19 protein-coding genes and 1 pseudogene are annotated in these 20,567 nt (G+C 70.4%); 11 read left to right on the forward strand and 9 right to left on the reverse strand.

Features of this window, described 5'->3' with window-relative positions; all coding sequences use genetic code 11:
• Positions 1 to 70: 70 nt before the first annotated feature.
• Positions 71 to 1,735 (reverse strand): threonine/serine exporter family protein, encoded by a 1,665-nt coding sequence (locus G3I40_RS18995; protein ID WP_164303324.1) that lies wholly within the window; start codon positions 1,733 to 1,735, stop codon positions 71 to 73.
• Positions 1,736 to 1,883: 148 nt separating this feature from the next.
• A complete protein-coding gene (locus tag G3I40_RS19000) occupies positions 1,884 to 2,375 on the reverse strand; it encodes an inorganic diphosphatase (RefSeq protein ID WP_164303342.1) in 492 nt (163 codons plus the stop codon).
• 122 nt (positions 2,376 to 2,497) lie between these two features.
• On the opposite strand from G3I40_RS19000, the gene dacB reads away from it, so the two are divergent.
• The 6 genes from dacB to folE all read left to right on the forward strand — a co-directional run bounded on the left by dacB (position 2,498) and on the right by folE (position 9,971).
• Positions 2,498 to 3,940, forward strand: coding sequence for a D-alanyl-D-alanine carboxypeptidase/D-alanyl-D-alanine-endopeptidase (gene dacB / locus G3I40_RS19005; RefSeq protein WP_343244958.1), 1,443 nt, complete (start codon positions 2,498 to 2,500; stop codon positions 3,938 to 3,940).
• 64 nt (positions 3,941 to 4,004) lie between these two features.
• Positions 4,005 to 5,144 (forward strand): zinc-dependent metalloprotease, encoded by a 1,140-nt coding sequence (locus G3I40_RS19010; RefSeq protein WP_164303326.1) that lies wholly within the window; start codon positions 4,005 to 4,007, stop codon positions 5,142 to 5,144.
• 223 nt (positions 5,145 to 5,367) lie between these two features.
• Positions 5,368 to 6,384 (forward strand): tRNA lysidine(34) synthetase TilS, encoded by a 1,017-nt coding sequence (tilS, locus tag G3I40_RS19015; RefSeq protein ID WP_164303327.1) that lies wholly within the window; start codon positions 5,368 to 5,370, stop codon positions 6,382 to 6,384.
• Positions 6,385 to 6,438: 54 nt separating this feature from the next.
• Positions 6,439 to 6,999, forward strand: coding sequence for a hypoxanthine phosphoribosyltransferase (gene hpt, locus G3I40_RS19020; RefSeq protein ID WP_164303328.1), 561 nt, complete (start codon positions 6,439 to 6,441; stop codon positions 6,997 to 6,999).
• 205 nt (positions 7,000 to 7,204) lie between these two features.
• Positions 7,205 to 9,220 carry an ATP-dependent zinc metalloprotease FtsH gene (gene ftsH / locus G3I40_RS19025; RefSeq protein ID WP_164303329.1) on the forward strand — a complete coding sequence of 672 codons (2,016 nt, stop codon included), beginning with the start codon at positions 7,205 to 7,207 and terminating at the stop codon, positions 9,218 to 9,220.
• A gap of 145 nt (positions 9,221 to 9,365) precedes the next feature.
• The gene (gene folE, locus G3I40_RS19030) at positions 9,366 to 9,971 is read left to right on the forward strand and encodes a GTP cyclohydrolase I FolE (RefSeq protein ID WP_164303330.1); all 606 of its coding nucleotides are present in this window, start codon (positions 9,366 to 9,368) and stop codon (positions 9,969 to 9,971) included.
• Between the two features lie 28 nt (positions 9,972 to 9,999).
• On the opposite strand, the gene G3I40_RS19035 is transcribed toward folE, so the two are convergent.
• The 6 genes from G3I40_RS19035 to G3I40_RS19060 all read right to left on the reverse strand — a co-directional run bounded on the left by G3I40_RS19035 (position 10,000) and on the right by G3I40_RS19060 (position 14,999).
• On the reverse strand, positions 10,000 to 10,482 hold the full coding sequence (locus G3I40_RS19035; RefSeq protein ID WP_164303331.1) for a DUF3180 domain-containing protein: 483 nt from the start codon (positions 10,480 to 10,482) through the stop codon (positions 10,000 to 10,002).
• Positions 10,483 to 10,550: 68 nt separating this feature from the next.
• Positions 10,551 to 11,150, reverse strand: coding sequence for a 2-amino-4-hydroxy-6-hydroxymethyldihydropteridine diphosphokinase (gene folK, locus G3I40_RS19040; protein WP_164303332.1), 600 nt, complete (start codon positions 11,148 to 11,150; stop codon positions 10,551 to 10,553).
• Positions 11,147 to 11,506: a dihydroneopterin aldolase gene (gene folB, locus G3I40_RS19045; protein WP_164303333.1), complete on the reverse strand. Its 360-nt coding sequence runs from the start codon at positions 11,504 to 11,506 to the stop codon at positions 11,147 to 11,149. The genes folK and folB overlap by 4 nt, the downstream gene beginning before the upstream one ends.
• Positions 11,507 to 11,717: 211 nt before the next feature.
• Entirely contained in the window at positions 11,718 to 12,251 is a 534-nt protein-coding gene (locus tag G3I40_RS19050) for a nuclear transport factor 2 family protein (protein ID WP_164303334.1), read from the reverse strand.
• Positions 12,248 to 13,111, reverse strand: a complete 864-nt coding sequence (gene folP, locus G3I40_RS19055) for a dihydropteroate synthase (RefSeq protein ID WP_164303335.1) — start codon at positions 13,109 to 13,111, stop codon at positions 12,248 to 12,250. Before folP ends, G3I40_RS19050 begins: the two co-directional genes overlap by 4 nt.
• Before the next feature lie 64 nt (positions 13,112 to 13,175).
• Positions 13,176 to 14,999, reverse strand: a complete 1,824-nt coding sequence (locus tag G3I40_RS19060) for a phosphatidylglycerol lysyltransferase domain-containing protein (RefSeq protein WP_164303336.1) — start codon at positions 14,997 to 14,999, stop codon at positions 13,176 to 13,178.
• A 196-nt stretch (positions 15,000 to 15,195) separates the two neighbouring features.
• Between G3I40_RS19060 and G3I40_RS19065 the strand changes: the two genes are divergently transcribed.
• On the forward strand, positions 15,196 to 16,299 hold the full coding sequence (locus G3I40_RS19065) for an alpha/beta hydrolase-fold protein (RefSeq protein ID WP_164303337.1): 1,104 nt from the start codon (positions 15,196 to 15,198) through the stop codon (positions 16,297 to 16,299).
• A gap of 41 nt (positions 16,300 to 16,340) precedes the next feature.
• On the opposite strand, the gene G3I40_RS19070 is transcribed toward G3I40_RS19065, so the two are convergent.
• Complete coding sequence (locus G3I40_RS19070; protein WP_164303338.1) at positions 16,341 to 17,528, reverse strand: betaine/proline/choline family ABC transporter ATP-binding protein; 1,188 nt, start codon at positions 17,526 to 17,528, stop codon at positions 16,341 to 16,343.
• A 194-nt stretch (positions 17,529 to 17,722) separates the two neighbouring features.
• On the opposite strand from G3I40_RS19070, the gene G3I40_RS19075 reads away from it, so the two are divergent.
• The 4 genes and pseudogenes from G3I40_RS19075 to G3I40_RS19090 all read left to right on the forward strand — a co-directional run.
• Entirely contained in the window at positions 17,723 to 18,460 is a 738-nt protein-coding gene (locus G3I40_RS19075; protein WP_164303339.1) for an ABC transporter permease, read from the forward strand.
• Positions 18,457 to 19,125, forward strand: coding sequence for an ABC transporter permease (locus G3I40_RS19080; protein ID WP_164303340.1), 669 nt, complete (start codon positions 18,457 to 18,459; stop codon positions 19,123 to 19,125). The genes G3I40_RS19075 and G3I40_RS19080 overlap by 4 nt, the downstream gene beginning before the upstream one ends.
• A 101-nt stretch (positions 19,126 to 19,226) precedes the next feature.
• Complete coding sequence (locus G3I40_RS19085; RefSeq protein ID WP_164303341.1) at positions 19,227 to 20,192, forward strand: ABC transporter substrate-binding protein; 966 nt, start codon at positions 19,227 to 19,229, stop codon at positions 20,190 to 20,192.
• A gap of 148 nt (positions 20,193 to 20,340) precedes the next feature.
• A pseudogene (locus G3I40_RS19090) lies at positions 20,341 to 20,567 on the forward strand (hypothetical protein); the annotation flags it as partial.

Raw genomic sequence — 20,567 nt, forward strand, 5'->3', positions numbered from 1 at the left:
CCCGCGCGGCCGGCACGCCAAGCGGTAGCGCCCCCGGGCCCGGCCGGGCCCCGGTCTGCGGGCCCGGGCCTCAGAACCCGCGCGTACGTTTCGCCGCCCGGCGGTTCGCCGCCCCGGGCGAGCGGATGAACAGCCGGGAGATCTCGCCACCCAGGTTCACCCCGATCGCGATGGCCAGCGCCAGGGCCGCGGCCTTGGACAGCGAGACCATCCCCTTGTCGACGTCGTTCTGCGCGATGGCCAGCAGCCCGAAGTACGTCGCGGAACCCGGCAGCAGCGGGCCGATCGCGGCCGTCACGTAGGGCAGGGCGGACGCGAACCGGTAGCGCGAGAACAACTGCCCGAAGAGGCCGACGAGCCCGGCCGCCGCGGCCGTCGAGGCCACCGGCGAGATCCCGCCCTCGTAGTGCATCGCGCCGAAGATCGTCCCGGCCACCCCGCCGTTGAGCGTCACCGCGAGCACCGTCGAGCGCTCCTGCTGGAGCAGCACGGCGAACGCCAGCGACAGGGACATCGACGCCCCGATCTGCCACCACGGCTCGGGGCCGCCCTGCAGCGCGGCCTCCGGGTTGAGCTTGGCGTTCAGCTGCACCCCGACGTAGAGCATGATCAGGACCCCGACCACGATGCCCACGAAGAAGTACATGACTTCCAGGAGCCGGGCCGACGCCGTGATGTAGAAGCCCGTCAGACCGTCCTGCACACCGGCGACCAGCGCCCGCCCCGGCAGCAGCGCGAACAGTCCACCGGTGATCACCGCGGACGCCTGCACGTTCACGTGGTCGTGGGCCAGGGTCAGCAGGATGCCGATCGCGGCCGGCGGCATCGCGGCCATCGTGAACTGGTAGAACTCCGGGAACCCGCGCCCCGCGCACAGCCACGCGAGCCGGTCGCCCAGCATCGCGCCGATGGCCGCGGCGATGAACACCAGCAGGTCACCGCCGACGAGGATCGAGGCGGACCCGGCGAGCAGCCCGCTCGCGCCGGTCAGCGCCCAGCCGGGGTAGGGGTGCCGGTTGCGTCGGATCTCCGCGAGGCGCCGGTACGCCTCCTCCAGCGTGACGTCGATGTCCTCGTCGCTGATGTCGTCGACGAGCCGGAACACGGCCGCGAGCCGGTTGTAGTCGGTGCCGCGGCGGCGCACCGTGCGCGAGGCGGTCACCGGGTCGTCGACCAGCGACGGCTGGAAGGTGATCGACAGCAGCGTGAACGTCACGGTCGGCTCGCACCGGTCCAGCCCGTAGGAGCGGCACACGGCGAACATCGCCGCCTCCACGTCCTCGGCGCCCTCACCACCGGCGAGCAGCAGCTCCCCGATACGCAGCGTCAGGTCGAGCACGCGCGGCACGGCGGGCCCCGCGTCGTCCTCCTTCTGCACCGGCTCGGGCGCGGGCCGCTCGGCGACCGGCAGCCGCAGCATGGTGCGCATCCGGTCCTGCCACGGCGCCTCCTTGGTCAGTTTGACCATGGGGATGCCGTGCGCGGGAGTGAACGCGGGCGGCGACTGCCGGGTGCTGTACGTCTTCGGCGGCGTGAACGCCGAGCCCTCCACGTCCGGCGCCTCCGGAGCCTGCACGCTCAGCCCCTGGGGCAGCGAGAACTCCGAGGTGGTCGACGCCTCCTCCTCCGGAACCGAAGGCGGCGACACCACCCCGATGGGCTGTGTGAACGCGCTGCGGGCCTCGTCGGACTGCGGCTTGCGGTCCTCCTGGGCCTCGGATTCCCGCTCCGTCACCTGTGTGACACCTCTGTGGTTCCTCGCCCTTCGCACGATTACATATGCGTATCCGTCTGCCTCCCGTACGCCTCAGTATGCGCACGAATACGCGAACGGGCCGCCCGACCCCGTGGGGATCGTGCGGCCCGTGCGTGAACAGTCGGGGTCAGTGACCGCCCTGGTCCTGAGCGCGCTTGTAGGAACGCTCGATCTCGGCCTCGGCCTCGGTGCGGCCCACCCAGTCGGCGCCCTCGACGGACTTGCCGGGCTCCAGGTCCTTGTAGACCTCGAAGAAGTGCTGGATCTCCAGGCGGTCGAACTCGGAGACGTGGTGGATGTCGCGCAGGTGCTCCATCCGCGGGTCCGTCGCCGGGACGCACAGCAGCTTGTCGTCGCCGCCGGCCTCGTCCGTCATGCGGAACATGCCGATGGCGCGGCACTTGATGAGGCAGCCCGGGAACGTGGGCTCGTCCAGGATGACCAGCGCGTCCAGCGGGTCCCCGTCCTCGCCGAGCGTGTTCTCGACGAAGCCGTAGTCCGTCGGGTAGGCGGTCGACGTGAACAGACGACGGTCGAGGCGGATGCGACCGGACTCGTGGTCGACCTCGTACTTGTTCCGCGATCCCTTCGGAATCTCGATCGTGACGTCGAACTCCACCGGTGGCTCCTCCATGATCAACACATACGACTGGTGGTTAAGTGTCCCTCACGCAGGTGTGTGATCGCGAAAGGGGCTGGTCCGCGGTGCCGGAGCTGAAGGCTTCGCAACTCGTGAAGAGTGTGGCGAAGGCCGTTGCCGGGTCCAAGACCAAGCACGTCACGGTAGGTGCGACGGCGGTGGGTCTCGCCCTCGCGGCCGTCGTGGCGGCCTCGGCCGGTCCCTGGGACGCTTCGGGTCAGCGTAAGGCCGAGGCGGACCGGTCGGCTTCCCAGGGCAGCGGGGGTGGCGCAGATCACGGCCGTACGTCCCCGGGGGCACCGTCCGCCGCCCCCAGTGCCCCCGCCGTGCTCGCCGCACCGGGTTCCTCCGTGCCCGGACCGACGAAGCGCGCCCTGGCCGACGTGCTGGACCCGCTCCTGAAGGACGCCTCGCTGGGGACGCACCGCACCGCCGCGGTCGTCGACGCCGTCACCGGAAAGAGGCTGTACGGAAAGTCCTCGGGTGACGCGCTGACCCCGGCCTCCACCACCAAGCTGGCCACGGCCGTCGCGGCACTGACCGCGGCGGGCCCCGATCACCGCATCGCCACCCGCACGGCCCTGGAGAAGGACTCCAAGGAGCTCGTCCTGATCGGCGGCGGCGACCCGACGCTGACGGCCCGCGAGAAGAACCCCTACGGCGCCGCCGGCCTGCGCACCCTGGCCGACGAGACCGCGGCGTCCCTCAAGGCCTCCGGCACCACCGAGGTCACGCTCTCCTACGACACCTCGCTGTACTCCGGTACGCCCTGGCACCCCATCGGCCCGAACGAGAACCTCGCCCAGGTCACCGCCCTGATGACCGACGAGGCCCGCACCGACGGCTCGAACAGCGGCCCGGCCGCGCGCGCCGCCGATCCGGCGGCCGCGGCGGCCGGGCAGTTCGCGGACCTGCTCCACGCCCGCGGCATCAAGACCAAGGGCGAGCCCGGGCCCAGCAAGGCATCCGGCCAGGCCGAGGACGTCGCGAAGGTCGAATCGCCGCCGCTGTCCGCCCTCGTCGAGCGGATGCTGACCAACAGCGACAACGACATCGCCGAGGCCCTCGCCCGACAGACCGCGATCGCCGCCGACGAGAGCCACGACTTCGACGGCGCGGGCAAGGCGGTCAAGGAGCAGCTCGACAAGCTGCGACTCCCGCTCTCCGGCGCCCACTTCGCCGACGGAAGCGGCCTCGACCGCGCCGACAAGGTCTCCGCCGACCTGCTCACCGGCCTGCTCGCGAAGGCCGCGGACCCCGCGCGCCCGGAACTGCGCGCGGTCCTCACCGGCCTGCCCGTCGCGGGCTTCACCGGCACTCTCAGCAACCGCTACGGGGACGCCGCCGACGCCTCGGGGACCGGCCTCGTCCGCGCCAAGACCGGCACCCTGACCGGGGTGAACACCCTCGCGGGCACGGTCGTCGACGCCGACGGGCGCCTGCTCGTCTTCGCGTTCATGACACAGGACGCCCCCGCACCCCAGTCCGCCCAGGCGGGCCTGGACCGGCTCGCCTCGTCCGTGGCCAACTGCGGCTGCCGCTGAGAGTCAGGGTCGCGTCAGGGTCCAACCCTCTCCACGTAGGCAGAGGGTCACGTACCGTTGACGCATGACGAGCATCGGTGGTGCGGAGATGGTCGACTGGAATCTCGCGGTGGCGACCGCGACCCGACTCGTACGACCCGGCCCAGAAGTCAGCCGCGACGAGGCACGCGCCATCGTCGCGGAGCTGCGCCGGCACGCGAAGGAGTCCGAGGAGCACGTGCGCGCGTACACGCGCATGGCCACGGACGAGGCGCACGACACCCCGATCCTCGTGGTCGACCGGCCGGGCTGGGTGAAGGCCAACGTCGCGGGCTTCCGCGAGATCCTCAAGCCCCTGCTCGACAAGATGCAGGAGCGGCGCGGCTCGGGTCCCGGCCCCGCCATGATGGGCGCGGTCGGCGGCAAGGTCACGGGCGTCGAGCTCGGCATGCTGCTGTCCTTCCTCTCCTCCCGCGTCCTCGGCCAGTACGAGACCTTCGCCCCCGCCACCCGCGACCTGCCGGCCGCGCCGAACGGCGGCGGCCGCCTCCTCCTCGTGGCGCCGAACATCGTGCACGTCGAGCGCGAACTCGACGTCGATCCGCACGACTTCCGGCTCTGGGTCTGCCTGCACGAGGAGACGCACCGCACGCAGTTCACGGCGGTGCCCTGGCTGCGGGACCACCTGGAGGGCGAGATCCAGTCGTTCCTCGCGGAGACCGAGGTCGACCCGACGACGTTCCTGGAGCGCATCAGGGAAGCCGCCCAGTCCCTCGCGGGCGGACGCCCGGACGGCGAGGAGGACGACGGCGGCAGGTCGCTCGTCGAACTGGTCCAGTCGCCCGCCCAGCGCGAGATCCTGGCCCGGCTCACCGCCGTCATGTCCCTGCTCGAAGGGCACGCGGACTTCGTGATGGACGGCGTCGGCCCCGCGGTCGTGCCGACGGTCGGGGAGATCCGCGAGAAGTTCCAGCAGCGCAGGCAGAAGGGCGCCTCCCGGCTCGACATGACGCTGCGCAAGCTCCTCGGCCTCGACGCCAAGCTGCGCCAGTACCGCGACGGCGAGCGGTTCGTCCGGGCCGTCGTGGACGAGGTCGGCATGGACGGCTTCAACCGTGTCTGGACGTCGCCGAACACGCTGCCCACGAAGGCGGAGATCGCCAAACCGGCGGACTGGGTCGCGCGGGTGCACAACAAGACAGACGGCGCTCACGAGGCCCCGTAAGCCACGCCCAAAATTGCTCAGGATCACCCATCCGAGGGACCGTAGGCCGTGGGTAGGCGTGCAATGCTCAGGGAATGGCTCGGCTCTGTCACCATCGACACACTCTGCGTGACTGAAATCACCGAGTCACCGTTGAGCGACTGAGCCGCGCCAGTCGGCTCGTCGGCTAGTCCAGACCTAGTTGGCGCCCACCCCCCAGACAACGGAATGAAGGGAACCGGACATGGGTCCCCATCCTGCGGTCGCGGCGATACGCCTGGCGGTCCGCCGCGTACTCCACGACATCCTCAGCGAGAACCCCCAGCCCCCCTCGGCTTCTCCCGGCGCTCAGCCGCTCGTGCTGGTCGCCTGCTCGGGCGGTGCCGACTCCATGGCGCTCGCCTCGGCCCTCGCCTTCGAAGCCCCCAAACTCGGCATCCGCGCCGGTGGCATCACCGTCGACCACGGTCTGCAGCCCGGCTCCGACACCCGTGCCGAGGATGTCGTCCTGCGCCTGACCGCCCTCGGCCTGGCTCCCGCCGAGTCCGTCGCCGTGCACGTGGGCCGCGAGGGCGGCCCCGAAGCCGCCGCCCGGGACGCCCGCTACGCCGCCCTGGACGCCGCCGCCGAGCGCCACGGCGCCGCCGCCGTCCTGCTCGGCCACACCCGCGACGACCAGGCCGAGACCGTCCTGCTGGGCCTCGCCCGCGGCTCCGGCATCCGCTCCCTGTCCGGAATGGCTGCGGTCTCGGGGGCCGCAGGCCGTTACCGCAGGCCGTTCCTGCGCCTGGACCGCCAGACCGCCCGCAAGGCCTGCCTCGTGCAGCACCTGCCGGTGTGGGACGACCCGCACAACACCGATCCGGCCTATACGAGATCGCGGCTGCGCCACGAAGGACTGCCGGCCCTGGAGAAGGCGCTCGGCAAGGGCGTCGTCGAGGCCCTCGCCCGTACGGCCCAACTGTCCCGCGACGACGCCGACGCGCTGGACACCTGGGCCCAGCAGGCCGCCGAATCCGTCCGGGACGCCGCCGGCCTGCTGGAATGCGCCAAGTTGTACGCGCTGCCGCCCGCCGTGCGCCGCCGCATCCTGCGCAAGGCCGCGATCGAGGCCGGCGCCCCGGCCGGCGCGCTCTTCGCCCGCCACATCGAAGAGGTCGACCGCCTGATCACGGGCTGGCGCGGCCAGGGAGAGATCAATCTCCCGGGCAAAGTCGTCGCTCAGCGGCAGGGTGGCAGACTGGTCATCCGGCAAGGCTGACGGGAGGCCACGTACGCGGTGGCCTCTGTGTGGCCGGTGTGACGACCGAAAGTGATGCGGGTGGACGCGAAAGACATGGGCACCGACCTCAAGTCGGTGCTCATCACCAAGGAAGAGATCGACGCGAAGCTGGCCGAGCTGGCCGCGAAGGTCGACGCGGAGTACGCGGGCAAGGACGTGCTGATCGTCGGGGTGCTCAAGGGTGCCGTGATGGTCATGGCGGACCTGGCGCGTGCCCTGTCCACCCCCGTCACGATGGACTGGATGGCGGTGTCCTCGTACGGCGCGGGCACCCAGTCGTCCGGCGTCGTGCGGATCCTCAAGGACCTCGACACCGACATCAAGGGCAAGCACGTCCTGATCGTCGAGGACATCATCGACTCCGGGCTGACGCTGTCCTGGCTGCTCACCAACCTCGGCTCGCGCGAGCCCGCCTCCCTGGAGGTGTGCACGCTGCTGCGCAAGCCCGAGGCGGCCAAGGTCGACATCGACGTGAAGTGGGTCGGCTTCGACATCCCGAACGAGTTCGTCGTCGGGTACGGCCTGGACTACGCCGAGAAGTACCGGAACCTGCCGTTCGTCGGCACGCTGGCCCCGCACGTCTACGGCGGCTGAGCACACGTCAGCCCGGTTCGTGCGGCCGGGAACCCTCGTGGGTTTCCCGCCGTTGGAGCATGCGAAGGCACGTTTGCCGGTCGTCCCCTGCGGCATCGGGTGACAATGCTGGGGTACCGTCCGAAGAACAGTTCTTCAAACAGCTTCAAACAGCCTTATCAAACTCACTATGGCAGGAGGGACGGGGCGGCATCGCTCCGTATGGATGGACGTGAAGCGATACTTCCGTGGGCCGGTCATGTGGATCGTGCTGGCCGTCCTTGCCGTGGTCGTGTTGATGCAGGTCGTCGGTTCGTCCGGCGGCTACAAGACGGTGGACACCGGCCAGGTCATTCAGGCCATCGACGACAACAAGGTGCAGTCGGCAAAGCTGACCACCGGCGATGAAAACACCATCAAGGTCGAGCTGAAGGACGGCCAGAAGGTCGACGGCTCGGACAAGATCCAGGCCAGCTACATCGGCGACCAGGGCGTCGAGGTGGCCAAGGACCTGCAGGCCAAGTTCGAGGACAAGCAGATTCCGGACGGGTACACCGTCTCCCCGACGAAGCAGAACGCCTTTGTGGGCATCCTGCTGTCGCTGCTGCCCTTCGTCCTCATCGTCGTCGTCTTCTTGTTCCTGATGAACCAGATGCAGGGCGGCGGCTCCCGAGTCATGCAGTTCGGGAAGTCCAAGGCCAAGCTCATCACCAAGGACACCCCCAAGACGACGTTCGCCGACGTCGCAGGTTCGGACGAGGCCGTCGAGGAGCTCCACGAGATCAAGGAGTTCCTCCAGGAGCCGGCCAAGTTCCAGGCCGTCGGCGCCAAGATCCCCAAGGGCGTGCTGCTGTACGGGCCGCCCGGTACGGGCAAGACGCTGCTTGCGCGCGCTGTCGCGGGCGAGGCGGGCGTCCCGTTCTACTCGATCTCCGGTTCCGACTTCGTCGAGATGTTCGTCGGTGTCGGTGCCTCCCGTGTCCGCGACCTCTTCGAGCAGGCCAAGGCGAACGCTCCGGCGATCGTCTTCGTCGACGAGATCGACGCGGTCGGCCGCCACCGCGGCGCCGGCCTCGGCGGCGGTCACGACGAGCGCGAGCAGACGCTCAACCAGCTGCTCGTCGAGATGGACGGCTTCGACGTGAAGGGCGGCGTCATCCTGATCGCCGCCACGAACCGGCCCGACATCCTCGACCCGGCGCTGCTGCGTCCCGGCCGCTTCGACCGCCAGATCGCGGTCGACCGCCCGGACATGCAGGGCCGTCTGGAGATCCTCAAGGTTCACCAGAAGGGCAAGCCGGTCGCGCCCGACGTCGACCTCTCCGCCGTCGCCCGCCGCACCCCCGGCTTCACGGGTGCCGATCTGTCGAACGTGCTGAACGAGGCGGCCCTGCTGACCGCCCGCTCGGACCGCAAGCTGATCGACAACATGATGCTGGACGAGGCGATCGACCGTGTGGTCGCGGGCCCGCAGAAGCGGACCCGGATCATGTCGGACAAGGAGAAGAAGATCACCGCGTACCACGAGGGCGGTCACGCCCTGGTCGCGGCGGCGTCTCCGAACTCCGACCCGGTCCACAAGATCACGATCCTCTCCCGAGGCCGTGCTCTGGGCTACACGATGGTGCTGCCGGACGAGGACAAGTACTCGACCACCCGCAACGAGATGCTCGACCAGCTCGCCTACATGATGGGCGGGCGCGCGGCCGAGGAGCTCGTCTTCCACGACCCGACGACGGGCGCTGCGAACGACATCGAGAAGGCCACCGGTACGGCCCGCGCGATGGTCACGCAGTACGGCATGACCGAGCGGCTCGGCGCGATCAAGTTCGGCGGTGACAACACCGAGCCCTTCCTGGGCCGCGAGATGGGTCACCAGCGGGACTACTCGGAAGAGGTCGCGGCCCTCGTCGACGAAGAGGTCAAGAAGCTCATCGAGACCGCGCACAACGAGGCCTGGGAAATCCTCGTCGAGAACCGTGACGTCCTCGACAACCTGGTCCTCGCGCTGCTCGAGAAGGAGACGCTGAACAAGGAGCAGATCGCCGAGATCTTCTCTCCTCTCGTGAAGCGCCCGGCCCGCCCCGCGTGGACCGGCTCCTCCCGCCGCACCCCCTCGACCCGCCCGCCGGTGCTCTCCCCCAGGGAGCTGTCACTGACGAACGGGGCGAACGGAACGGCGCCCGCCATCGAGACCACCACCCCGGTGGACACGGTGAAGGAAGAGCGCCCCGAGAGCTGACCCCCTCGGGTCCCGTCAGACCCGGAATGCAGGCCGCGTCCCCCACGCTTTACGGTGTGGGGGACGCGGCCTTTTTCGTTGCACCCGTTCACTCGGTGCTTTCCGGGGCCGCGCCGGACGTCCGTACGAGGAAGAGGCACAGCAGATGACCGACCCGGTGACGCTGGACGGCGAGGGCTCGATCGGCGAGTTCGACGAGAAGCGGGCCGAGAACGCCGTGCGCGAACTGCTCATCGCGGTCGGCGAGGACCCGGACCGCGAGGGCCTGCGGGAGACGCCGGCGCGGGTCGCTCGCGCGTACAAGGAGATATTCGCGGGCCTGTGGCAAAAGCCCGAGGACGTGCTGACGACGACGTTCGACCTCGGCCACGACGAGATGGTCCTGGTCAAGGACATCGAGGTGCAGAGCTCCTGTGAGCACCACCTCGTGCCGTTCGTGGGCGTCGCGCACGTCGGCTACATCCCGTCCTCCGACGGAAAGATCACGGGCCTGTCGAAGCTGGCCCGCCTCGTCGACGTCTACGCCCGCCGCCCGCAGGTCCAGGAGCGTCTGACGACGCAGATCGCGGACTCCCTGATGGAGATCCTGGAGCCGCGCGGCGTGATCGTGGTCGTGGAGTGCGAGCACATGTGCATGACCATGCGCGGGGTGCGCAAGCCGGGGGCGAAGACCATCACGTCGGCCGTCCGGGGCCAGCTGCGCGATCCCGCCACCCGGGCCGAGGCCATGAGCCTCATCATCGGGCGCTGACCCGGGCCCCCGTGCGGCCGGCCGCGCCTTACGCGGCCGGCGCCGTGCCTTCGGTGTCGTCGTCCTCCGGGAGCTTGCAGACGCGCTCCAGGAAGAGCGCCGCCGCTATCACCGCGATGCCTGCCAGGACCGAGAAACCGGCGTAGATCGCCTGGTCGCGGCGGGCCGGGATGTCCAGGGACTCCAGCAGGAAGACGCCGGTGCCGCCGTACATCCCCGCCACCAGTGCGGCGACCAGTGCGCTGGCCTGCCCGAACACGAGCGCCCTGGCGGCCATCATCGGGTCGACGCCCTTGGCCTCGGGACGGCGCTCGCGCTGGGCGCGCAGCCGGGAGCGGATCGACAGGGCCGTCGCCAGCAGCACGACGGCGATCACCGCGAGCACGATGGGCGCGGCCAGCGGGACCCGCGGCAGCGTGCCCACCGAGTCCCACAGCCGGGCGCCCGCCCAGGACAGCACCCCGGCGACCAGGAAGAGGCCGGCCAGCGTCCTGATGCGCAGTTGCTTCATCCCCGTGGTCGCCCCTCACATCACATGTCTACGGTCCGCCCTCAAGGGCGTGCCCTAGACCTTAACGACTACTCGGGCAGCCGAAGTTCCAGGTCGGCGCGCGGCGCGACGCCGTCCCGGGTCACGGCGTCGAGCAGCTGGGCGACGGGGCCGCGACCGGACAGCTGGGCCTCCGGTTCGACGTCGTGCCAGGGCGCGAGGACGAACGCCCGCTCGTGGGCCCGCGGGTGCGGCAGCGTGAGCACCGGGTCGTCGGAGACCACGTCGGCGTACGCGACGATGTCGACGTCGATGGTGCGCGGGCCCCAACGCTCGTCCCGTACGCGGTGGAAGGCCTCCTCGACCGCGTGCGCGCGCTCCAGGAGCGAGGCGGGCGGCAGCGTCGTCTTCAGGACGATCACCGCGTTGAAGTACGAGGGCTGGCTGCCCGGCTCGACGCCCCAGGGCTCCGTCTCGTAGACGGGGGAGACGGCTTTGACGCGGACGCCGGGGGTGTCCTCCAGGGCGTCGATGGCGCCCTGCAGGGTCTCCAGGCGGTTGCCCAGGTTGGCGCCGAGGGAGAGCACGGCGCGCTTGGGGTTGGAGAGCGTGGTGTCGGCCGCGTCGACCTGTGCCACCACGGAGGTCGGCACCGGCTGGACGGTCGGGTCGAACTGAGTCTGATTCATACTCGGCTCCGGGTGATGGTGACGGTCACGTCGTCGAAGGGCACGGTGATCGGCGCGTCCGGCTTGTGGACGCAGACCTCGACCTCCAGAACCCCTTCGTGCTTCAGGCAGGCCTGGGCGATGCGCTCGGAGAGCGTCTCGATGAGGTCCACCGGCTCGCCTTGGACGACGGCCACGACCTCCTCCGCCACGACGCCGTAGTGCACGGTCTTCGCCAGGTCGTCGTCGGCCGCCGCCGCCCGGGTGTCAAGGCCGAGTACCAGGTCCACGATGAAGGTCTGGCCTTCCTCGCGCTCCTTGGGGAAGACGCCATGGTGCCCGCGGGCCTTGAGGCCGCGCAGCGCGACACGATCCACGCGAATCACTCCTGCAATCGTCGGTAGAGGCCGTCCCGTCGATGTGCGGTCGACACGGTGGCCTCGATCGAATCTACCTGCGAGCACGGACATCGCTCGCCCGCGGGGGCTATGGACAGACGCGCCCGCGGCTGGTAGCCGCCCATACCCCGGCGGCCGGGAAACCAACCTCGTGCCGGGAAAACCGGCCCTTTCGGAAGCGCCTACCCACTCAGGCGGGTGAGCCGTCGTCGTCGGCGTTGTCGATCCCGTCGGCATCCGGGTCGGCCTCGTCGTCCGCGTCCGCGAGCACCGGTGAGGCGTGGTGCGACCACAGCTTCCAGCCGTCGCGGGTGCGCCGGAACAGGTTCGTGGCGACCACGCGCTGGCCGACGAGCGGACCGAGTTCGTCGCCCTCCGCGGGGGCGGGGCCGCCGCTGAGGATGTTCTCCGTGCAGGTCACCAGGGCGGTGTCGGCGACGACGCTGATGTGCACGTCGGTGAGGAAGAACTGGATGTACTCGGTGTTCTCCATGATCAGCGCGTACGAGCGGAGCACCTCGCCGCGTCCGCTGAGCACCGGCCAGCCGGGGTGCACGCAGCTGATGGACGTGTCCTCGGCCTCGTCCGGGTCCGCGTCCTCGGCGTACGCGACGTCCTCGGGGGCCAGCCACAGGGCGGTCAGCTCCTCGAAGTCGCCGCGCTCCATGGCCTCGTAGAAGGCGCGGTTGGCGTCGTCGACGGCCTGGGTGTCGGTGCTGGTCACAGGGCTCCTTCGACGGCGCGGGCCACCCGGACCGCGTCGGCGGTGGCCCGCACCTCGTGGACGCGCACCGCCCACGCGCCGGTGTGCGCGGCGATCGCGGAGACGGCGGCGGTGGCGGCGTCGCGCTCGCGCGCGGGCGGCGGGGCGCCCTCCTCGCCTGCCAGTACGTGGCCGAGGAACCGCTTGCGGGAGGCCGCGACCAGGACCGGGTGGCCGAGCGCGCGGAGCCGGTCGAGGTGGGCGAGGAGCGTGAGGTCGTGGCCGGCTTCCTTGGAGAAGCCGAGGCCCGGGTCGACGACGATGTGGTCGGGCGCGATCCCGCCCGCGATGACGGCCTCCACGCGCGCGTGGAGCTCGTCGACGACTTCGGAGACGACGTCCTGGTAGGTGCCGCGGACGGTGGCTCCTTCCAGGAAGCCGCGCCAGTGCATCACGACGAAGGGCGCCCCCGCGGCGGCGACCACCGGGACCATCGCCGGGTCGGCGAGGCCGCCGCTCACGTCGTTGACCAGGGCCCCGCCCGCCGCCAGGGACTGCTCGGCGACGCTGGCGCGCATGGTGTCGACCGAGACGGTGACGCCCTCGGCGGCCAGGCCGCGGACGACGGGGATGACGCGCTTGAGCTCCTCGTCCTCGTCCACGCGGGCGGCGCCGGGGCGGGTGGACTCGCCGCCGACGTCCACGAGATCGGCGCCCTGGGCAACCAGGTCAAGACCGTGCTTGATCGCGGCGGTGGTGTCGAACCAGCGGCCCCCGTCCGAGAAGGAGTCCGGCGTCACATTGACGACCCCCATGACCGCGCAGCGGTCCCAGACGGGGAGGTGGGCTACGTGGCCGCGGTGGACCTGCGACGTGCTCATGGCGTCCAGCCTAGAGCCGAAACGAGGTGCCCCGCGCCGCCCCGGGTGACGGCCTCGGGAGGGCCTAGGCGGCGCGTACGTCCTGCTCCGCACTGCGGTGGACGCAAGGGGTGGGCTCCGGTGCCCTGCGGCGCAGCGGCCGCGGCAGGCGCAGGGTCACGAAGCCCTCGGCCTGCAGCGCGGCCCAGCCGATCCTCGGGAGGTCCTTGGAGGAGCGGTAGACCACGAAACGGGGCTCCCACCGGGGGCGGAACTTCGCGTTGAACTTGTAGAGCGACTCGATCTGGAACCAGCGCGAGAGGAACACCAGCAGGCCGCGCCAGGCACGCAGGACGGGGCCCGCGCCGATCTTCTCGCCGCGGGCGAGCGCCGAGCGGAACATCGCGAAGTTCAGCGAGACACGGGTGATGCCGAGGTTCGGGGCGGCCTGGAGGGCGGCCACGATGAGCAGTTCGTTCATGCCGGGGTCGGCGCCGCGGTCGCGGCGCATGAGGTCGAGCGAGACGCCGTCGGCGCCCCAGGGGACGAAGTGCAGGACCGCTTTGAGGTCTCCGTAGGGGCCCGGTTCGCCCTCGTCGCTCTTGTGGGCCGTCGCGATCAGACACGCGCTGTCGGCCTCGTCGCCGATCCGGCCGAGCGCCATAGAGAAGCCGCGCTCGGTGTCGGTGCCGCGCCAGTCCTCGGCGGCGCGGCGGATGCGGGCCAGCTCGGCCGGGCCGAGGTCACGGATGCGCCGGACCCGGGTCTCGTAGCCATTGCGCTCGATCCTTTTGACCATCTGGCGCACGTTGCGCATCGCCCGCCCGGTCAGGGAGAAATCCGCGACGTCCACCACCGCCTCGTCGCCCAGTTCGAGCGCGTCGAGCCCGGTCTCGCGGGTCCACACCTCGCCGCCCGTCTCGGAGCAGCCCATGACGGCCGGCGTCCAGGAGTGGGCCCGTGCCTCGTCCATGAAGCGCTCGATCGCACCGGGCCACGCCTCCACGTCGCCGACGGGGTCGCCGCCGGCGAGCATCACGCCGGAGACGACGCGGTAGCAGACGGCGGCCTTGCCGCTGGGCGAGAACACCACTCCCTTGTCGCGGCGCAGGGCGAAGTGCCCCAAGGAGTCGCGCGCCCCGTGCTTGACCAGGAGGGCGCGCAGTCTCGTCTCGTCGTCCTCGGTGAGGCGGGCGGCCGGATGCTCGGGGCGGAACGCGAAGTAGATCGTGGTCAGCGCGGTGACCATGCCGAGTGCGCCGAGCGAGGTCGCGACCGTGCTCGACGTGCGCCCCGCGTAGTCCAGGGGCCCGTCGACACCGAACAGGCCGTACAGGACGTGCTCCAGACGGTCGGCCAGGCTCGGGCTGCCGACGAGCCTGCGCGGGTGCGCGCTGACGATCGCGAGGCCGAGCAGGATCGAACCGGCGCCCACGAGGACGAAGTTGGCGACCGCGCGCCAGCGGCTGCGCGGGTCGGGCAGCGCGTCGAACTGGCCGCGGTGCTTGGCGAGCAGCCACAGGAGCAGCAGCGGGATGACGACGCCCAGGAACGAGTGCCGGTACGCGAACTGCGCGCAGGCGCCGAACGGGAGCAGCACCACGGCCGCCCGCCAGGCCCGCCGCTTGCGGCGCCGCAGACCGTGCGCGAGCAGGAGCAGCAGGACGCCGCTGCTGAGCGCGAGGGCCGCGGCGAACGGTCCCAGGGTGCCCGGCAGCACCTCGGCGAGGGTGTGCATCCGGCTGTGCCGGAAGCGGGGGAAGACACCGGCCGCGATGTCCAGGAGCCCGACGAGGATGCACGCCCGGGCGATCAGGGTCGGCACGGCCTCCGGCCGCGGGCCGCGCAGCACACGCCTCACCCGGCTCGGAACCTCTTGCGGATCTTCCGCATCTATCCTGACGAACATCGCATTCCCGTAGTTCCGCGAGAAACGTGAACGCGGTGCCATATCCGGCATCCCGCGACTTGCGCCCTCTAGGACGAAGGGAGGGGGAATCGGGTTCACTCCCCGCAGGAAAATCGCCGCAAAGGGTGCGGCAAGGGCGGGGAATCCGCTCCGGCGACCGTGGGGCCGCCGTCAACTCACAGGCAGGGAACGTCCCATGGGTCTCACGAGCCACAAGGTGCTGGCGCTCGCGGTACTGCTCGCCGTACTGCTGTTCCTCGGGACCGTGCTGCTCTGGCCGCGCCTCGCGCACCGTTCCTGGAGGTCCGTCACGGGGCGCGTGGGCCTGCTGCTCGGCACCCAGCTGGCGCTCTTCGCGGCGGTCGGACTCGCCGCCAACCAGGCGTTCGGCTTCTACGCGACCTGGGCCGACCTCTTCGGGCAGGAGCAGGGCCAGGGCGTGGTGCGCGACCACGACGTGGCTGGCCGCCGCCCGCCGGTGAAGGTGCTGTCCACGCAGGACGTGACCGTGCCGGGCGGGGCGCGGCCGGCCGTCGGCGGCCAGATACAGAAGATCGACGTCGTCGGACGGGCGTCGCGCATCGCCGCACCGGCGTACGTATACCTGCCGCCGGAGTACTTCCAACCGCGGTACGCCCACCGCACGTTCCCGGCGGCGGTGGTCCTGACCGGCTACCCGGGGACCGCCGAGGCGCTCATCAAGGGCCTGCACTATCCGCAGACCGCCCACGCGCTGGCCGCGGCGGGCCGGATGCGGCCGATGGTCCTCGTGATGCTGCGGCCGACCGTGGCACCGCCGCGCGACACGGAATGCGTGGACGTCCCCGGCGGCCCGAAGACGGAGACGTTCTTCGCCAAGGACGTGCCCACGGAGCTGGGTTCGCGCTACAGGACGGCGAAGAAGTGGGGCATCGTCGGCGACTCCACCGGCGGCTACTGCGCCCTGAAGGTGGCCATGCACCACCCCGGCGTCTACGGAGCGGGCGCAGGACTGTCCGCGTACTACAAGGCGCCCTCGGACCCGACGACCGGTGATCTCTTCCACGGGGACGCCGCCGCGCGGAGCCGGGCGGACCTGATGTGGTCCCTGGACCACGTGCGGCCGCCCGCCACGTCCCTCCTGGTGACCAGCAGCAAACAGGGGGAGGGCAATTACGCGGACACGCGACGGTTCATCAAGAAGGTGAAGTCGCCCACGCGCGTGTCCTCGATCATCCTCGACAGCGGTGGGCACAACTTCAACACGTGGCGGCGCGAGATCCCGGCGACCCTCGAGTGGCTGGGACAGCGGCTTACTTGAGGAGGGCCGCCACCCGGTTACTTGAGGAGCCGCGTCCCCGGTTACTTGAGGAGCGGCGCCACCGTCTCCAGCTCGACCTCCGCGCGCGCGATGTCGCGGGCGTCGGCCGCCGTGGAGCGGCGCAGCGCCTCGTGCAGCCGGGCCGGCGTCAGGACACCCAGGAAGCGGCCCTCGGAGCGTTCGTCGATGACCGCGATCCACCCCGCGTCGTGCTGCAGCATCGTCGCGAACGCCTGCTTGAGGGAGGCGCCGACCGGCAGCCAGGCCTCCATGCGGCGGGCATGGGCCCGTACGGTGTCGTCCTTCTTGCCGGGGTTACCGGGATCACCGGGGTTCGCCGCGCGCGCGTGCTCGGCGGAGATCCACCCGTGCAGGTTGTTGTCGCTGTCGAGGACGACGGCCCAGGGGGCGTCGAGGTCCCGGGGCAGCGGGTCGTCGAGGTGCACGACGGGCGGCTGCTCCAGGTCGCCCTCCTCGATGGGCGTCACGGACAGCCGCTTCAGGCCCCGGTCGGCGCCGACGAAATCGGCCACGTAGTCCGTCGCGGGAGCGCCCAGGACGGCCGACGGGGTGTCGAACTGCTCGATGCGGCCCTGCCCGTAGACGGCGATGCGGTCACCGAGGCGGACGGCCTCCTCGATGTCGTGCGTGACGAAGAGGACGGTCTTGCCGAGGGTCTGCTGCAGCCGCAGGAACTCCGTCTGGAGGTGGTCGCGCACCACCGGGTCGACGGCGCCGAACGGCTCGTCCATCAGCAGCACCGGCGGATCGGCCGCCAGCGCCCTGGCCACCCCCACGCGCTGGCGCTGCCCGCCCGAGAGCTGCTCGGGGTAGCGGTCGCCGAACGTCTTCGGGTCGAGGCCCACCAGGTCGAGAAGTTCGGCCGCGCGCTTGCGGGCCTCGGCGCGCTTGACGCCGAGCAGGTGCGGCACGGTCGCGGTGTTGTCCAGGACCGTCTTGTGCGGGAAGAGGCCCACCTGCTGGATGACGTATCCGATGCGCCGCCGCAGTTGGACCGGATCGATCGCGGATATGTCGTCGCCATCGAGGAATATCCGGCCCCCGGTGGGTTCGATGAGCCGGTTCACCATTTTCATCGTCGTGGTCTTGCCGCAGCCCGACGGGCCGACGAGCGTGACCAGTTCGCCCTCGTTCACCTCGAAGGACAGGTCGTCGACGGCAGTGGTGCCGTCCGCATACTGCTTGCTGACGTGCTCGAACCGGATCATGGGACCTCATTCTGCCGGGCGGCGGTCGCGTTGGGGACGCCCGGGCAAGGCAGTCATGTGACGGGAATGTTGCGGCTGGGGGGCGGGTATCGGCCATTGTCAGTGGCGGGGGCTAGGGTCGTCGACAGTCAAAAACGCACGTGCGCAGGTACGGGCGACCGACATGTGTTCGGGACACGGGGGAGGTGGGCGGGGTGAGCGGGCAGAACTGTCTGGTGGCCAATGACTGGGTGTGCGGGGAGTATCTGCGCACCCGCAGCCAGGAATTGGTCGATGCGACCGTTCAGCACGTGGGAATCACGGTGGCGTCGGTGGGGATCGGACTCCTGATCGCGTTCCCGCTCGCGCTGCTCGCCCGGCGCAAGCGCGCCTTTGCCGGACCGGTGCTGGGCCTGACGACGGTGCTCTACTCGATTCCCTCACTCGCGATGTTCTCCCTGCTGCTGCCCCTTTTCGGGCTCTCGATCAGCTTGGTGATCACCGGGCTCGTCCTGTACTCGCTGACGATTCTCGTGCGCAACATATTGGCGGGCCTGCAGGCCGTTCCCGAAGAGGCCAGAGAAGCGGCGCGCGGCATGGGGTACGGATCGCTGCGGATGCTGTGGGAGGTCGAACTGCCGCTGGCGCTCCCGTCGCTGCTGGCCGGCGTGCGGATCGCCACGGTCTCGACGGTGGCCCTGACCACGGTCGGCGCGATGGTCAACTACGGCGGTCTCGGCACGCTGATCCTCGACGGCCTCAACAGCCAGTTCAAGGCCCAGGTGCTCGCCGCCTCGGTGCTGTGCGTGGTGCTCGCGATCCTCGCGGACCTGCTCCTGCTCGGCGTACAGCGCTGGTTGACGCCCTGGACGCGGGTGGCGGCCGCCAAGCCCTCCCGCCCGTCCCGGATCCGCGCAAGTGCACAGCCCGTCGAGCCGGAGAAAGTGGCATGAACGCGATATCGGGTGCCTACGACTGGCTGACCACGGGAGCCAACTGGCAGGGCGAGAAGGGGGTGTGGCACCGCCTCGCCGAGCACCTGTACTTCAGCGGTGTCGCGCTCGGCGTCGCCTGCCTCATCGCGCTGCCGCTCGCCCTGTGGCTCGGCCACATCGGCCGGGGCGGCGCCCTCGCGATCAACATCTCGAACGTGGGACGGGCGGTGCCCACGCTGGCCGTGCTCGTGCTGCTCACCCTCACCCCCCTCGGCCGCCAGGGCGATCTGCCGACGCTGATCGCGCTCGTCCTGTTCGCGGTGCCGCCGCTGCTCACCAACGCGTACGTGGGGATGCGCGAGGTCGACCGTGCGGTGGTGGAGGCCGCGCGCGGCATGGGGATGAGCGGCGGACAGGTCTTCACCCGGGTCGAACTGCCGCTGGCGTACCCGCTGGTGATGACCGGGCTGCGGTCGGCGGGGGTGCAGGTGATCGCCACGGCGACGCTGGCCGCGATGGCGGGCGAGGGCGGGCTCGGAAGGATCATCACGGCCGGGTTCAACCTGCAGGACACGCCCCAGGTGGTCGCCGGAGCCCTGCTCGTGGCGGCTCTCGCGCTGCTCGTGGAGGGCGTGTTCGTGGCGGTGGGCCGGGTGCTCGATCCCATGCGGGGGCGGGCTTGAGGACGTTTACCCAGGTGAGTTACAGCAGCCGTACGGGCTCGGAGACCGGGCCCCGCGGCGAGATCAGTGCGATCACTGCGACCAGTGCAACTAGGAGAGCGATGAACAGCAGGACGCGTCGAATGGCCCTGGCGGCCGTGGCGGTGGGCGCACTGACCGCGGGTCTCGCCGCGTGCGGTGGCGACAGCCTTGAGGGCAAGGACGATTCGGGCAGCTCGGGCGGCGGCAAGAAGGGCAAGGTCGTCATCGGTGCGGCCAGCTTCACCGAGGCCAAGGTGATGGGCGAGCTGTACCGGCAGATATTGGACGACGCGGGTTATGACGCCTCGGTCAAGACCGTGGCGAACCGCGAGATCTATGAGCCGCAGCTCGTGAAGGGCGCGATCGACGTGGTGCCCGAATACGCCGCGACGCTCGCCGAATTCCTCAATGTGAAGAAGAACGGCAAGGACGCCAAGGCCGTCGCCTCCAGCGATGTCGACGCCACGGTCACCGCGCTGCGCGGCCTCGCCGAGCCGGAGGGCCTGAAGGTTCTGGACGCGGGCGGGGCGGTCGACCAGAACGCGTTCGCGGTGAGCGAGTCCTTCGCCAAGAAGCACGGCCTCAAGACGCTTTCCGATCTCGGTAAGTCGGGCCAGAAGGTCAAGGTCGCGGCCGGCGACGAATGCGAGACGCGGCCCTTCTGCGCGCCGGGCCTGAAGAAGAAGTACGGCATCGACGTCACGGGCATCGACCCCAAGGGCGTGGGAACCACGCAGGCCAAGCAGGCGGTGAAGAACGGCGAGGACCAGCTGGTCCTGACGACCACGACCGACGCGACGCTGAAGAACTTCGGTCTCGTCCTTCTTGAGGACGACAAGAAGCTGCAGAACGCGGACAACATCATTCCGGTTGTGAATGCGAAGGACGCCGGCGACAAGGAGATATCCGACGTTCTCGGGAAGTTGACGAAGACGCTCACGACGGACGATCTCGTCGAGCTGAACCGCAAGGTCGACGCCGAGCGGCAGAAGGAAGCGGACGTCGCGAAGGACTATCTCGCGTCCAAGGGCCTCATCGGCAAGTGATCTTGGTGAGGTGAGTGAGCGGTGACGGGCGGTGCGGAGGAGCAAGTGCGTCTCTCCTGGCGTGAGTTCGGAGCTTTCTGTGCCGCCTGTGCCCGGATTTTGCCGGGCGGGGCTTCGCGATTCGCCTACGCGCGGTAAGTTTCTGGCCATGCCACGTGGACGTCATCGCCATTCCCCACCCCTGCACCGCCTGCTGCCTCCGTCGGTGATCGCCGGCGTGCCGCTCGTCTGCGCGGGCGGCGTCTGGCTGGCCGACGATCCGCTCGTGCTGCGCGGCGTCACCGCTGCCGCCGCTGCCGCCGCCGTGATCGGCGCCTTCGTGATGCGCCGCTGGGACCGGCTCGCCGGCAAGCAGGTCGCCGACCTGACCCGGGG

This window comes from Streptomyces sp. SID14478 (genome assembly GCF_010548525.1).
GTDB lineage: Bacteria > Actinomycetota > Actinomycetes > Streptomycetales > Streptomycetaceae > Streptomyces.

Excerpts from the sequence above, each read along its gene's own strand:
- G3I40_RS19010 (WP_164303326.1), top strand. The coding sequence starts at position 4,005 with ATGACGAGCATCGGTGGTGCGGAGATGGTCGACTGGAATCTCGCGGTG.
- tilS (WP_164303327.1), top strand. The coding sequence starts at position 5,368 with ATGGGTCCCCATCCTGCGGTCGCGGCGATACGCCTGGCGGTCCGCCGC.
- hpt (WP_164303328.1), top strand. The coding sequence starts at position 6,439 with ATGCGGGTGGACGCGAAAGACATGGGCACCGACCTCAAGTCGGTGCTC.
- ftsH (WP_164303329.1), top strand. The coding sequence starts at position 7,205 with ATGGACGTGAAGCGATACTTCCGTGGGCCGGTCATGTGGATCGTGCTG.
- folE (WP_164303330.1), top strand. The coding sequence starts at position 9,366 with ATGACCGACCCGGTGACGCTGGACGGCGAGGGCTCGATCGGCGAGTTC.
- G3I40_RS19035 (WP_164303331.1), bottom strand. The coding sequence starts at position 10,482 with ATGAAGCAACTGCGCATCAGGACGCTGGCCGGCCTCTTCCTGGTCGCC.
- folK (WP_164303332.1), bottom strand. The coding sequence starts at position 11,150 with ATGAATCAGACTCAGTTCGACCCGACCGTCCAGCCGGTGCCGACCTCC.
- folP (WP_164303335.1), bottom strand. The coding sequence starts at position 13,111 with ATGAGCACGTCGCAGGTCCACCGCGGCCACGTAGCCCACCTCCCCGTC.
- G3I40_RS19060 (WP_164303336.1), bottom strand. The coding sequence starts at position 14,999 with ATGTTCGTCAGGATAGATGCGGAAGATCCGCAAGAGGTTCCGAGCCGG.
- G3I40_RS19065 (WP_164303337.1), top strand. The coding sequence starts at position 15,196 with ATGGGTCTCACGAGCCACAAGGTGCTGGCGCTCGCGGTACTGCTCGCC.
- G3I40_RS19070 (WP_164303338.1), bottom strand. The coding sequence starts at position 17,528 with ATGATCCGGTTCGAGCACGTCAGCAAGCAGTATGCGGACGGCACCACT.
- G3I40_RS19080 (WP_164303340.1), top strand. The coding sequence starts at position 18,457 with ATGAACGCGATATCGGGTGCCTACGACTGGCTGACCACGGGAGCCAAC.
- G3I40_RS19085 (WP_164303341.1), top strand. The coding sequence starts at position 19,227 with ATGAACAGCAGGACGCGTCGAATGGCCCTGGCGGCCGTGGCGGTGGGC.